Source organism: Pseudomonas sp. MF08831 (assembly GCF_059862645.1).
Genome location: NZ_JCBCUX010000001.1, coordinates 232,454 through 244,996 on the forward strand (window position 1 = coordinate 232,454; position 12,543 = coordinate 244,996).

Sequence of the window (12,543 nt, forward strand, 5' to 3'; positions counted from 1 at the left end):
ATCAGTCACCGTCGTTGGCGTTAAAGCCCAGTTGAATGCCCAGCGCTTTGGCCAACTCGCCTTCGTGCAGGCGGTGGACCACGTTGAGGCTGTCGTAAATGTCGTTGAGTTGCTGGCGGCCGGCGTCGTCGGCCAACAGTTCGTTGAGCGTGCGCTGATTGCTGGCGAACAGCTTCAAAGACGCGGCGTAGGCGGCGTCGATCTTGTCGGCCAACGGCTTCTGCTCCGACGGCAACAAGCCACGCAGGCCTTTGTTGTCGACGCCGGCCCACACGGTCTGGGCCGCAGCCAGGCTGGCTTCCAGGCTTTGCAGGGACGACTGGCTGCGCCACGCATCGGCCTGGAACGGTTGCGGGATGCCCTTGGTCTGGCGACCCATCGGCGTGCCGAGTTTTTTCTTCAGCGTGTCCAGCGCAGTGACTTGCACGCGCAGCAGATCAGCGATGGCTTCGTGGGAATCGGCGTAGCGCTGGTTGGGAAACTTGGTCATCTGCGCGAGCATGCCGTCGGTGCTGTTCCAGCTTGCCAGGATCTCTTCAGCCAAGGCTTTCTGGCGCTCGCCGATGGCGACCAGCAGCGGGCAGTAGCGGGCTTTCTGGGCCTCGTCGGCGACGTCGGTCTTGGCGTCGTAAAGGATGTATTCGTAGGCCGACAGGCCTTGTACCACCACGCTGGACTTGGCCAGGGCCGCGCCATCGATCTGCGGCTGGGCGGTGACCAGTTGTTCGACTTGGCGGCCGACCAGGTTTTTCTTGTCCGGCCAGAACTGCACTTGCCACGAACGGTTGCCCTCGGCCAGCGGGCCGATCAGCAGTGGTTGCAACTCGGCCCAGGCTTTTTGCGCGTGGAGGAAGTCGGCGCGGGCGGTCTCCAGGCTTTCTTTGCCCTGGCAGTAGGCGAGGGCGCTGACGGCCAGTTGGCGGTCGGCTTCAACCCAACGGCTGTAGGTCGGCAGGATCACTTGCTTGGCGATAGCCGCCGAGGTCACCGCTTGCGGGTCCTGCGGCGAGCAGGCGCCGAGGGCGAGGGCGGCCAGGCTGGTGAACAACAACTTGGGACGAAACATGTCGAGCTCCCTTCTGTAAGTGCGGCAAAGCTTATAAAGAATTCAGGAACGCCAGCAACGCGGCACGCTGCTCGGCATTAAAGGACAGCACATGCTGCTGCGCCGCTTGTGCTTCACCGCCATGCCACAGCACGGCTTCGAGCAGATTGCGGGCGCGGCCATCATGTAAAAACTGGGTGTGGCCACTGACGGTCTGCGTCAGGCCAATGCCCCACAACGGCGGGGTGCGCCAGTCGCGGCCACCGGCCTTGAATTCGCTGCGGTTGTCGGCCAGGCCTGCGCCCATGTCGTGCAACAGCAGGTCGCTGTAGGGGCGAATCACCTGGTTGGCCAGTTCGGGTTCGGCGGCGCCTGCGGCCGTGGTGAACGTGGGTTTGTGGCAGCCCTGGCAACCGGCCTGGTAGAACAGGTTTTTCCCGGCCAGTACCTGCGGCGTGTTGACGCCACGGCGCACCGGCACGGCGAGGTTGCGGGTGTAGAACAGCACCAGGCGCAGGATGTTATCGCTGACTTCCGGCTCGCCATCGGGGCCATTGCCGTTGGGGGCCTGCTTGCAGGCGACTTGGGCGTCGGTGCAGTCATCAAAGGGTCTCAGGGACGTGGTGAGGCCCATATCACCAGAAAACGCGTGAACATTTTGTTGATTGAGGTTGGGTTGCCCGGCTTTCCAGCCAAAGCGCCCGAGCACGGTTTTTTGCCGGGCGTCATCCCACACCCAATTGGCGCGGCCGACGAGGGCTTCTTTGTCGGCCGTTTTCGGGTCGGTGTTGCGCAACACATCGGCGTCGCTGATGGCTTCGAGCAAGCCCAGGCCGATCATGGGCGGGGCGATGCGCGCTGAGAAAAGTGTATCCGGATGCATTGGGCCGTAGCCGAGCTGGGTGATGTGGAGGTCGGGCTTGCGCAGCTCGACCACGGTGCCGTCCTTGAACGTCACGTTGACCGGTGTGTAATCCACGCGCACCTTGCCTTCCGGGGCCACGCCCGGCACGGCCATGTCCTGCAATTGCCCGCCGTAGACCGGCTCGGGCACTACGCCGAGCTGCTCGATGAGTTTGGCGTAGGGCGCAGGCGCTGTCATCGGCACGGGAATCGACAGGCGCACCAGCATCGACACCGCATTGGGCGCGTCGGGCAGCGGTGGGTGACCCCGGCCGTCCTTGATGTGGCAGTTCTGGCAGGCGTTGGTGTTGAACAGCGGGCCCAAGCCGTCGCGCGCGGTGGTGGTGGACGGCGCGATCACCCACGGGCTGCGGAAAAAGCTGTTGCCGACGCTGAAGTCCAGGCGGCGCGTCGGCGCCAGGTTGGCCGAGGGCAGGGAAAAGGCGTTCTGGTCGCGCTTGTTCACCGTCGTCGCGCCGCCGGCTCGCGCTTCACCAGGCTCGGCCTTGGTGAAACGTGGGGCGTCATCGCAGGCTGTCAGGCTCAAGGCCATCAACGCTGCGGACAGGCGAAAAAGCGAACAGAACATCAAGTTTCCTGAAGCGATGGCCAAAATTAGGCCGCAAAGTCTAACAGGGCGGGGCTCAATGAATAAGAGCAATTATCGTTTGGTCGAATCCGATTCATTCCCGCTAGAATGGCCGCACATTTTTCTCTGGAGGTGGCCAATGCAGGCTCTCGACGCTTTGCTCAACCGTGTTTCCGTGCCGCGTTTGCTGGAACCGGCACCGACCCAGGAGCAGCGCGATGTGCTGTTCGCCGCCGCCATGCGTGCACCGGACCACGGCCAGTTGCGCCCATGGCGTTTTCTCACCGTCGAAGGCGCGGCCCGCGAGCAGATGGGCACGCTGCTGGCCGAAGCGGCGCGCCTGCAAGACGCCGACGCCCCGCAAGCCGCCATCGACAAAGCGCAGAATGGCCCGCTGCGCGCGCCGTTGGTGGTGGTGGTGATTGCCCGCCTGCAAGAACACTTCAAGGTGCCAAAGTCCGAGCAACTGCTGGCGGCTGCGTGTGCGGCCCACGGTATTCTGCTGGCGGCTTATGCACAGGGGATCGGCGCGGTGTGGCGCACGGGCGAGCTGTCCTACTCGGCGCACGTGGCCAAAGGCCTGGGGCTGACGGCGGATGAGGAAGTGATTGGCTTCCTTTATCTGGGCACGCCGCAGAACCCGCCGCGCACTGCGCAGAAAGAAGATGTGGCGGCGTTTGTTCAGGCGTGGCCTGGCCTGTAGGCCAACGGTGATCTAAATGTGGGAGCGGGCTTGCTCGCGAATGCGGTGTGACAGTCACTGGATGTATTGACTGATCCATCGCATTCGCGAGCAAGCCCGCTCCCACATTTGCTCTTCATTGGCTTTAGATTCGGTGTTACACCTTGAACTGATCCATCAGCTTCATCTGCTGGCTGGCCAAGGCATTCAGCTGGCTGCTGATGGCCGCCGACTCGGTGGCCTGGCCGGTGAGGGTTTCAGTCACGGTACGAATTGCCGAGACATTGCGATTGACCTCTTCGGCCACGGCGCTCTGCTGCTCGGCGGCGCTGGCGATTTGCAGGTTCATGTCGCTGATGACTGTGACCGCGTCGCTGATCTTGCCCAGCGCTTGCACGGCCTGATGGATCTGCCCGGCATTGCTTTGGGCCTGGTGCTGGCTGGAATGCATGGTGGCCACCACGCCACGGGTGCCGCTCTGGATGCGCTCGATCACCAGGCGAATTTCTTCCACCGAATCCTGTGTGCGTTTGGCCAGGTTGCGCACTTCGTCGGCCACCACCGCAAACCCACGTCCGCTTTCCCCGGCGCGTGCCGCTTCGATGGCGGCGTTGAGGGCCAGCAGGTTGGTCTGCTCGGCAATGCTGCGGATCACTTCCAGCACCGAACCGATCTGCTCGCTGTTCACCGCCAAGGCCTCGACCTCGCTCACGGCCTTGCTGACTTCTTCGGCGAGGGTGGTGATGTCGCGGGTGCTCTGCTCAATGATCGACATGCCCTCGCGCGCCGACTGGTCCGCCCCGCGTGCCGCGCTGGCAGCGTTGGACGCGCTGTTGGCCACGTCGTGGGCGGTGGCGCTCATTTCATTGGACGCCGTGGCAACCTGGTCGATTTCGCGGAACTGTACCTGCATGCCTTCGCTGGTCTGGCGCGCAATGGCGGATGACTGATCAGCCGTGCCGCGTGCTTCGGTGATGCTTTGTTTGATCTGCGCGATGGTCGGTTGCAGCTTGTCGAGAAAGCGGTTGAACCAGTTCGCCAGTTCGCCCAGTTCGTCTTTCTTGGCGTAAGTCAGACGCTGGGTAAGATCGCCTTCGCCACTGGCGATGTTCTTGAGCATCGCGGCCACGGTGTTGATCGGGCGGGTTACGCCGGTGGCGGTCAGCCAGATCAGCACCAGGCCCAGCAATGCGGCGGCGGCGCCGACCAGCAAGGCCTTGAGCGTGCCGGCTTGCTGGGCGTTGTCGAGGACGCCTTGCAGTTTCAGGGTGTCCGCCAGCATCACGTTCTTGGGCAGTTTGATCACGATGCCCCAGGACTTGGCGTCGGCAATCGGTTTGACCGGGTACACGGCGCGGATCGTGTCCTCTTGCTCGCGGAGAGTGCGCGTGTCGTTGGCCAGCAATTGCACAATCTCTTTGCCCTCGGCGCCCAGGGTGTCGATCAGGTTTTTGCCGACCCGCGCCGGCTCGCCGCTGTAGGCCGCGATCAAGCCGGTGCTGGAGAGAATTTCCAGGTGCGCGGCGCCGTCGAAGAGTTCTTTTTGTGCTGCGTCGGTCACCGCCTGCAGGGTGTTGAGGGCCAGGTCCACGCCAACCACGCCGATGACCTTGCCGTCGACGATCAACGGCAGCGAGAGGGTGGTCATCAGCACCTGCTTGCCGGCCACGTCGTCGGAGTACGGGTCAAGCAGGCAAACAGTGCGCGTGTCCCGTGGGCAGGTGTACCAAATGTTGTAGGGCGTGCCGCTGAGATTCGGGGTGGTCTTGGTCAGGTCGTCCTCGACCATCACCGTGTTCAGGCCTTCACCGGCGGCGCGGCTCCAGTAGCTGGAAAAGCGACCTTTTTCATTCGAGACGCGGGCCTTGTCGTCGACAAACTCGCTGTCCTTGCCATCCAGGCCATTGGGTTCGAACGACAGCCAGATTCCCAGCACCTTGGTGTTGCGCTCAAAGGCGGTCTTGAGGCTCTGGTTGAGTTCTTCACGCAGTGCACCCGCTTCCAGCCCGCGCTTGGTGGCGGTGGTGCGCAGGCCCTTGATCTGGTCGGCCAGTGCGGTGACCACCACCAGGCTTTCGCCAAAGGTTTTCTGCAGTTGTACCGCCTGTTCGCCGGCTTTGGCTTGCAACAGGTTCTGCACACTCTGGGTGAGCATTCGCGAGCTTGAATCGCTGACCAGTCGGTTGTTCTGATCGGCCTCGTAAAGGTTGACGCCGATGACCAGCGCAATCACGCCCAACAGGCAGAGGCCGGACAGCAGCACGATTTTCAAGCGGATAGAGAGGGTGTCGAACATAGGTTCACTCGCGATTGGACTTGTTGACCTGCAAGCAGGGCGAGCCAAGTCCATTCGGCGCTATGTCCGAAACATCGGCGTAACGAGTTGTTTCATGAGAGAAAGACGATGAGCGGTAGGAAAAAGACTACACGCCGCGCCCTACGGGCGCTGCAAGCCGTTCCGGGCGTGACCATATCCACAGGTTGCCCAGGCTCATGCCGGCGATCGCCAGGTAGATCGGCCAGCCATGATCGAGCACCACCAGCATCAAACCGGCGCACAGCAGCATGCTGACAGTGGCGCTGACTTTGGCACGGCGGGCGATGATCTTGCCGTTGCGCCAATTGAACAGGATCGGCCCGAACAGCCGGTGGTTTTCCAGCCAGGCACTCAGGCGCGGCGAGCTTTTGGTCGCGGCCCAGGCGGCGAGCAGGATGAATTCGGTGGTGGGCAAACCCGGTATGACAATCGCCACCAACCCAATGCCCAGGCTGACGTAGGCCAGCAGGCCGAAGAGGATCCGCGCGATTTTTGAGGTGGATTGGGTTTTGCCGGTCATAGGTTGGTTGATCACAAAAAATCAGTTTGAAATGAGATACAACTGTGGGAGCGGGCTTGCTCGCGAAGGCGGTGGTTCAGTCATGTATATGTCGACTGACACACCGCCTTCGCGAGCAAGCCCGCTCCCACATGTTTAATCGCATTCCAGCAGTCAGGCCAATTCAGGGGCGCTAGCGTACGCCTGTTCCAGCAGCACGGTGAAGCGTACAAACGCGTCGATCGCACCTTTTTCTACCGCCGCTTCTTCTTCAGCGCTGAATGCCAGGCCGTCGAGGGTGCGGGTAAAGCGCTTCCAGCCCTCGGCGCGACCACCGGCCGGCTCGCCGAGGTGACGGGCTCCGAAGGTTTCGCTCAGGCCCAGGCCCACGGCGCGTTTGATCAGGAACGCGGCGCCCAGCTTGGAGCCTTCGGAGACGAACAGCCAGCCCAGGGCTTCGGCCTTGCTCGGGTTCTTAACAGCGCCGGCGACCGGTGCAGGCACTTCGGTGTCCAGGTCGCCGAGGTCCAGCTTGGCGGCTTCGGCGCGGCAGCGTTCAGCCAGGTCAGGGACGATCTTGATCAGCTCAGGGTCGTTGTACAGGGCCACCAGTTCCGATTGGAACAGGTACTGGGCGACCACGAAGCGGGCGAAGTTGGCTTGGGTTTCGAATGGGGCGTGGGCTTTGACCAGCGCATCGAGCTTGGTGTGGGGCTCGTTGGTGATCTGGTTCAGGCGCTGGGAGCGCAGGCTTGGGCGTTCTGCGGTAGGGGAAGCGGTCATCGAAAAAAGTCCTTGAGAAGAGTAGCGCCTGGGTGCCCTAAAGAGAGCTGTTATCAACTAGACGAACAAGAAGACGCGGCACAGTAAAAAATCCTCACCTCGCCGGTGAAATTCCGGCGAGGTAAGGAGACGGCATTTGGGTGTGGTGCTGTCAGATGTCCCAGATCAGGTTGATCGCGAAGTTGCGGCCGGGCTGGGTCAGGCGGTCGAGGTTCGCGGGCGCTGTCACGCCCGCTTCGCCGACGCCGTCGTAGCTGCGCACGTCATCCCAGTTCCAGTACTTCTTGTCGGTGAGGTTGTAGAGGCCGCCATTGATGGTCACATCGTGGGTGACTTTGTAGTAACCGGTCAGGTCGACGATGCCGAAGCCAGGCGTTTTGAACGGCGCACTGGTGCTGCCATCCGGTGCGTGGAAGGTGGTGCTGTCGACGCGGTTCTGTTTCTTCACCAGCGTCCAGCTGACCAGCGCGCCGTATTGCTCTTGCTCGTAGCCCAGGCCGAACACGCCTTTAAGCGGGTTGACGCTGTTGAGCGGCTCGCCGTTGTCGTCGTTGCGGCCGTAGGTGTAACCGACCGAGCCCTGGGTGTAGAGGCCTTGCGGTGCGCCGAACGCGTCGAGGTTCAGGCGGCCCTTGGCTTCTACCCCTTTGATGGTGGCGTGCTTGATGTTGTTGGCTTCGAAGGTTTGTATGTCGCCGCCGGCGACCGAGGCGTCTTCGTCGATAAAGTCGCGGTACTTGTTGTAGAACACCGCGATGTCGAAAGAGCCCTCGTCGAAATGACCGCGAATCCCGGTTTCGATGCCCTTGCTGGTTTCCGGCTTGAGGTTCGGGTTTGGCTCGACGGTGTAGCCAAGGTTGAGGTTTTCAAAGCGACCATAGAGCGCCTTGGCCGATGGCGTGCGGAAACCCTCGGCGTATTGACCGAACCAGGTGTATTGATCGGTCAGCGCATAGGTCAGGCCGAACTTGGGCGTTACACGGTGCCAGGTTTTTTCTTTGTCGCTGACCGGGTAGGTGCCGGTCGGGTTTACGGTGTTGAGGAATTCCTGGGTCAGCTTGGGTTTGAGCTGGGTGTAGTCATAGCGCACTGCCGGCAGGAAGGTCCATTTGTTCCAGGTGATCTGGTCCTGGGCAAACAGCGAGTAGGTGTTGATGGTCGGGTCCGGGAAGTCGCTGGATTTTTTCACGCTGTCGCTGGCTTGCGGGCTGGGGGCGCCGATGGCCGTGCAACCCGAGCCGACGGCGAGGCAGGAGGCCGAGCCTTCGCGCGAGCCGGTGACTTTCTGCTGTTTGAGTGTGGTGCCATAGGTCACTTGGTGATCGGTTTCACCGATGTTGAAAGCCTTGTCCAGTTGGGCGTCGAAGACCCACTGTTTTTCTTCGTATAGCGTGTCACGGGTGCGTAATACGCGACGACCCGCCTGGTAGATTTCGGCGGTGGTCTGGTCGGTCTTGGCGATCTGGTAGTTCAGGCTGGTCTTGATGCGATCGGCAATCGGCGACTCCAGGGCAAAGGTGTTTTCCAGGCCGAAGCGCTCGCGAGTGATGGTGTCGTTGCCCGAGCGGGCACGGTACAAATTCATTCCTCGACCACCGATGAACGGGCCGCCCACGGCGTTTTTCAGGTTAACGTCGCGGTCATCCTTGAACTTCTCGTAGGTCAGGCCCAGTCGGTTGTCATCGCCATAGTTCCAGCCCAATTTGGCCAGGATATTGGTGGTGCGCGCGTCTTCCGGGTTGGCACCGGTGCGGGCCAGGCCGGTGGCGTTGTTGCCGTCGTAGGATTCCATTTCATGGCCATTGCGCTGGCTCAAGTGCAGCAAACCGTCGAAGTCCTGCACGCGGCCGGCAACGGTGCCGGAGGTCAGCCAGCTGTCGTCGGCGGAGCTGTAGCCGGTTTTCAGACGGGCGCCGACGTCCTGGCCGGGCTTGATGATGTCGTCCGGGTCGAGGGTGAAGTAGCTCACCGCGCCGCCGATGGCGCTGCTGCCGTACAAGGCCGAGGCCGGTCCACGCAGGATTTCTACGCGCTTGACGATTTCCGGGTCGACGTAGTTGCGGCGCGTCTTGGCGTAGGGGCCGTTGAAGAAGTTGTCCGGCACTTCGACGCCGTCGACTTGAGTGAGGATGCGGTCGCCGTCGATGCCGCGAATGTTGTAGCCCGCGTTGCTGGCGCGGGTGCCTGCGCCACCGACTGACACGTTGGGCTCGTAGCGCACCAGTTCACGGATGGTGTTGACGTTCTGGCGGTCCAGTTCCTGGCGATCATGCACAGTGACCGTGCTGGGCACGCTGTTGACGTCCTGTTCGTTGCGCGTGGCGCTGATGGTCACCTGTTGCAGGTTGAGCACGCTGCCGGTCGCGCGTTTTTCCAGCACGATGTTGTTGGTGCCCAGTTTGCGATAGCTCAGGTTGGTCCCCACCAACAACCGGTCCAGGGCTTTTTCGGGTGACAGCGGGCCGCGTGCGCCAGGGGACGACACACCTTGGCCCAGCTCTGCCGGCAGGCCGACTTGCCAGCCGGTCACGGCGGTAAACGCGTTCAGCGCCGAGACCAACGGCTGCTGCTCGATGCTGAAATTGTAGTTGCCGTGGCTGCGGGCGACCGGCTCGGCGGCAGTGGCGGCCATGACTGGCGCGCTGGCCATCAGAATGGCAGCGGTCAGCAACGACAGGACGGGCGAAGAAGACCGGCGGTTGAAACGAGAGGACATCGAGAGCGCTCCGGAGTACGAATCTTATAGTTGCGAACCGAATCAAATAGGAATCAGTTGCATTGGCTATAACAAGACGTACCGCCGGTTAACATCGAGTAAAAATAATTCTCATTTAGTTCAGAATGACCAGCGCCGGGTATTCCGAGAGCGTGGCCGAGGTGATGTGCGCCAGTGAGCGCACCACGTCCAGCGGCTGGTCGAGGCGGTAATTGCCGGTGACAGCTGTGCTGGCGAGCTTGTCGTTGGTGTTGACGATCCAGCCCGGGTAATAGCGGCGCAGCTCTGCCAGCACGTCGCTCATCGGGCAGTTTTCGAACACCAGCCGACCTTGGACCCAGGCCAGGTCCTTGCTCACATCCAGCTTGGCGGGTTGGCCAAAGCCTTTGGGGCCGATACGGATACTTTCACCGGCGCGCAGGCGCACGCGGGCGTCGTCGAAGGTGTTGCTCAGGTCGACGTCACCGCGCTGCACCTGCACTTGCGCTTCGCCGTTGAGGTAGCGCACGGCGAAGTCGGTGTCGCGCACGCTGGCGCGCACCGGCCCGGCGTCAATCTCCAGGGGCAGGCCACGGTTGGGCGCAACTTCGAAAAATGCCTCGCCTTGGTACAGGCGCGCGATGCGCTGGTGGTCTTTGATGCGGCTGGAAAACGCCGAGTTGGTGTTCAGCAGTACTTTAGAGCCGTCGTCCAACTGCACGCGCTGGCGTTCACCGACCACGGTGAGGTGGTCGGCTTGCAGGCGCACGGGCAGGTTGCTGAAGCTGAACAGGCCGATCAACAGCACGGCGGCGGTGGCCAAGGGTTTCCAATGCGGTTTTACCCGGCGCCAGGCGCTCGGTTTGCGCGGCGCTGCCAGGGCCACGGCGGCGCTGTGTACCGGCGCGCCGCCCCAGGCGGTCCGGGCTTTGTTGAACGCGTGTGCGTGTGCCGGGTCACTGGCCAGCCAGGCATCGAACTGCGCTTGCTGCCCGGGTTGCGGGCACTGCAAGACGATCAGCCAGTCAAGGGCCTGGTCCATAGCAGTGTCTTGCAACACCTCATGAGCCAGCTCATGGGGGCGCAGTTTATTCGGGTCGGTCACGGTGTTCCTCGGGTCTTCGCCACGTTCTATTCATCTTTCCTACAGACTGGATCGCCACATCTGTCGGCTGAAGCTTAAGGCTGATCCAGCCGTTCAGCCACTCCTACACAGATGGCCATGATCAATTTCAGTTCCTTTTGCACGGTGCTCAAGGACACTTGCAACTGATCGGCAATCTCTTGGTAGCTGCAACCGTGCAGGCGGCTGAGGATGAATATCTGCTGTTGCCGAGCGCTCAGCTGGCCGAGGCTGACACTCAGGTGTTCGAGCAATTGCTCGGCCTGGGTCGCGTCTTCGGGCGTGCTGATGGGCGCCGCGACGCTCTGCAACACGTCCAGCGGGACGTCTTCCTGCAGCGTACGGGCTTGAATGCGGCGCGAACGCAGGTGGTCCAGCGCCAGGTTGCGTGCAGTCTGGTAGACGAAGGGTTCGAGGTGATCGATCGGCCGCTCGCTGAGGGCCCGGGTGACGCGCAGGTAGGTTTCCTGCAACAGGTCCTCGGCGGTGCTGTGGTTGTTCACCATCCGCTGCAAGGTGCGAAGCAGAATCACCCGTTGAGTGATAAAGACTTGGTTGAAGCGGGATTGGCTCACAGTGCTACCAGATCGATTTGCAGTTAATGATAATGCTTATCATCAACGGAAATGGCAAGTGGCTATTGCTGTGGGCCTACCACGGGCTGGTTAGTGCGCAAAACTCATGTGGGAGCGGGCTTGCTCGCGAATGCGCAGTGTCAGTCAATGGATCGGGCGACTGATTCACCGAGTTCGCGAGCAAGCCCGCTCCCACACAAGCCCGCTCACACAGAGCGCTTCGTGCCTGCTTACTCGGCGTTGCAGAGCGCCAGGCAGTTATCCAGCATCCGGTTGGAGAAACCCCACTCGTTGTCGTACCAGGCCAGCACTTTGAGCAATTTACCGCTGACCTTGGTGTGATTGGCATCGAAGATCGACGACAGCGGGTTATGGTTGAAGTCACTGGAAACCAGCGGCAGGGAGTTGTAGCCGAGGATTTTCGAGTGCTGGCTGGCTTCTTTGAGCAGCGCGTTGACTTGCTCGGCGGTGGCTTCTTTCTTCAGCTCCACGGTGAGGTCGACCAGCGACACGTTGATCACCGGTACCCGCACCGCCATACCGGTCAGCTTGCCCGCCAGTTCCGGCAGCACCAGGCCCACCGCTTCAGCAGCGCCGGTCTTGCTTGGGATCATGTTCTGGGTGGCCGAGCGCGCGCGGTACGGGTCGGTGTGGTAGACGTCGGTCAGGTTCTGGTCGTTGGTGTAGGCGTGAATGGTGGTCATCAAGCCGTTTTCGATGCCCAGCTCGCGGTGCAGCACCTGGGCCACAGGCGCCAGGCAGTTGGTGGTGCAGGAAGCGTTGGAGATGATCTGGTGCGATTGGCGCAAGATGTCATGGTTCACCCCGTACACCACCGTGGCGTCTGCGCCTTTGGCGGGGGCCGAGATGATTACCTTGCGCGCGCCGGCGGTAATATGAGCGGCGGCCTTGTCACGGTCGGTGAACAGACCGGTGCATTCGAACACCACGTCGATCTTGTGCGCCGCCCACGGCAACTCGGCGGGGTTGCGAATGGCACTGACGGCAATCCGGTCACCATTGACGGTCAGGCTTTCCTGATCGTGGGCAACCTCTGCTTCGAAAGTACCGTGTACGGTGTCGTATTTGAGCAGGTGGGCATTGATCGAACTGTCGCCCAAATCATTGATGGCGACGATCTGCAAATCCTGGCGGTAGCCTTGGGTATACAGTGCGCGCAGGACATTGCGGCCGATACGGCCAAAACCATTGATTGCGATACGAAGAGTCATTGGAAAGTGCCTGTCGTCGATTTGTTGTAAGAATTACAAGATTATTCGCATAAAAATAGAAAACAAGCCTTTTTAGTGGCAATATTTTGTTCAATCTACA

At 61.5% G+C, this 12,543-nt stretch carries 10 protein-coding genes and 1 pseudogene; 1 reads left to right on the plus strand and 10 read right to left on the minus strand.

Annotated elements, in window-relative coordinates; genetic code table 11:
* Position 1: 1 nt before the first annotated feature.
* Together AC19YS_RS01110 and AC19YS_RS01115 are read right to left on the minus strand one after the other, a co-directional pair.
* Positions 2–1,066: an imelysin family protein gene (locus AC19YS_RS01110; RefSeq protein ID WP_119736904.1), complete on the minus strand. Its 1,065-nt coding sequence runs from the start codon at positions 1,064–1,066 to the stop codon at positions 2–4.
* Between the two features lie 31 nt (positions 1,067–1,097).
* Positions 1,098–2,537: a di-heme oxidoreductase family protein gene (locus AC19YS_RS01115; protein WP_367243011.1), complete on the minus strand. Its 1,440-nt coding sequence runs from the start codon at positions 2,535–2,537 to the stop codon at positions 1,098–1,100.
* Between the two features lie 139 nt (positions 2,538–2,676).
* Between AC19YS_RS01115 and AC19YS_RS01120 the strand changes: the two genes are divergently transcribed.
* Entirely contained in the window at positions 2,677–3,240 is a 564-nt protein-coding gene (locus tag AC19YS_RS01120; RefSeq protein WP_106578338.1) for an NAD(P)H nitroreductase, read from the plus strand.
* 136 nt (positions 3,241–3,376) lie between these two features.
* On the opposite strand, the gene AC19YS_RS01125 is transcribed toward AC19YS_RS01120, so the two are convergent.
* The 8 genes and pseudogenes from AC19YS_RS01125 to gap all read right to left on the minus strand — a co-directional run bounded on the left by AC19YS_RS01125 (position 3,377) and on the right by gap (position 12,443).
* Positions 3,377–4,132 carry a methyl-accepting chemotaxis protein gene (locus AC19YS_RS01125; protein WP_370004810.1) on the minus strand — a complete coding sequence of 252 codons (756 nt, stop codon included), beginning with the start codon at positions 4,130–4,132 and terminating at the stop codon, positions 3,377–3,379.
* A 102-nt stretch (positions 4,133–4,234) separates the two neighbouring features.
* Positions 4,235–5,569: pseudogene (locus AC19YS_RS01130) on the minus strand (methyl-accepting chemotaxis protein); the annotation flags it as partial.
* Between the two features lie 73 nt (positions 5,570–5,642).
* Positions 5,643–6,056, minus strand: a complete 414-nt coding sequence (locus tag AC19YS_RS01135; RefSeq protein WP_500600931.1) for a YbaN family protein — start codon at positions 6,054–6,056, stop codon at positions 5,643–5,645.
* A gap of 153 nt (positions 6,057–6,209) precedes the next feature.
* Positions 6,210–6,818, minus strand: coding sequence for a biliverdin-producing heme oxygenase (locus AC19YS_RS01140; protein WP_106578341.1), 609 nt, complete (start codon positions 6,816–6,818; stop codon positions 6,210–6,212).
* A 151-nt stretch (positions 6,819–6,969) separates the two neighbouring features.
* Complete coding sequence (locus AC19YS_RS01145; RefSeq protein ID WP_200623846.1) at positions 6,970–9,534, minus strand: TonB-dependent receptor; 2,565 nt, start codon at positions 9,532–9,534, stop codon at positions 6,970–6,972.
* A 115-nt stretch (positions 9,535–9,649) separates the two neighbouring features.
* Positions 9,650–10,618 (minus strand): FecR family protein, encoded by a 969-nt coding sequence (locus AC19YS_RS01150; protein WP_119736911.1) that lies wholly within the window; start codon positions 10,616–10,618, stop codon positions 9,650–9,652.
* Between the two features lie 74 nt (positions 10,619–10,692).
* Positions 10,693–11,211, minus strand: a complete 519-nt coding sequence (locus tag AC19YS_RS01155) for an RNA polymerase sigma factor (protein ID WP_106578344.1) — start codon at positions 11,209–11,211, stop codon at positions 10,693–10,695.
* Positions 11,212–11,441: 230 nt separating this feature from the next.
* The gene (gene gap, locus AC19YS_RS01160; RefSeq protein ID WP_106578345.1) at positions 11,442–12,443 is read right to left on the minus strand and encodes a type I glyceraldehyde-3-phosphate dehydrogenase; all 1,002 of its coding nucleotides are present in this window, start codon (positions 12,441–12,443) and stop codon (positions 11,442–11,444) included.
* Positions 12,444–12,543 lie beyond the last annotated feature (100 nt).

Excerpts from the sequence above, each read along its gene's own strand:
- AC19YS_RS01110 (WP_119736904.1), bottom strand. The coding sequence starts at position 1,066 with ATGTTTCGTCCCAAGTTGTTGTTCACCAGCCTGGCCGCCCTCGCCCTC.
- AC19YS_RS01115 (WP_367243011.1), bottom strand. The coding sequence starts at position 2,537 with ATGTTCTGTTCGCTTTTTCGCCTGTCCGCAGCGTTGATGGCCTTGAGC.
- AC19YS_RS01120 (WP_106578338.1), top strand. The coding sequence starts at position 2,677 with ATGCAGGCTCTCGACGCTTTGCTCAACCGTGTTTCCGTGCCGCGTTTG.
- AC19YS_RS01125 (WP_370004810.1), bottom strand. The coding sequence starts at position 4,132 with ATGCAGGTACAGTTCCGCGAAATCGACCAGGTTGCCACGGCGTCCAAT.
- AC19YS_RS01135 (WP_500600931.1), bottom strand. The coding sequence starts at position 6,056 with ATGACCGGCAAAACCCAATCCACCTCAAAAATCGCGCGGATCCTCTTC.
- AC19YS_RS01140 (WP_106578341.1), bottom strand. The coding sequence starts at position 6,818 with ATGACCGCTTCCCCTACCGCAGAACGCCCAAGCCTGCGCTCCCAGCGC.
- AC19YS_RS01145 (WP_200623846.1), bottom strand. The coding sequence starts at position 9,534 with ATGTCCTCTCGTTTCAACCGCCGGTCTTCTTCGCCCGTCCTGTCGTTG.
- gap (WP_106578345.1), bottom strand. The coding sequence starts at position 12,443 with ATGACTCTTCGTATCGCAATCAATGGTTTTGGCCGTATCGGCCGCAAT.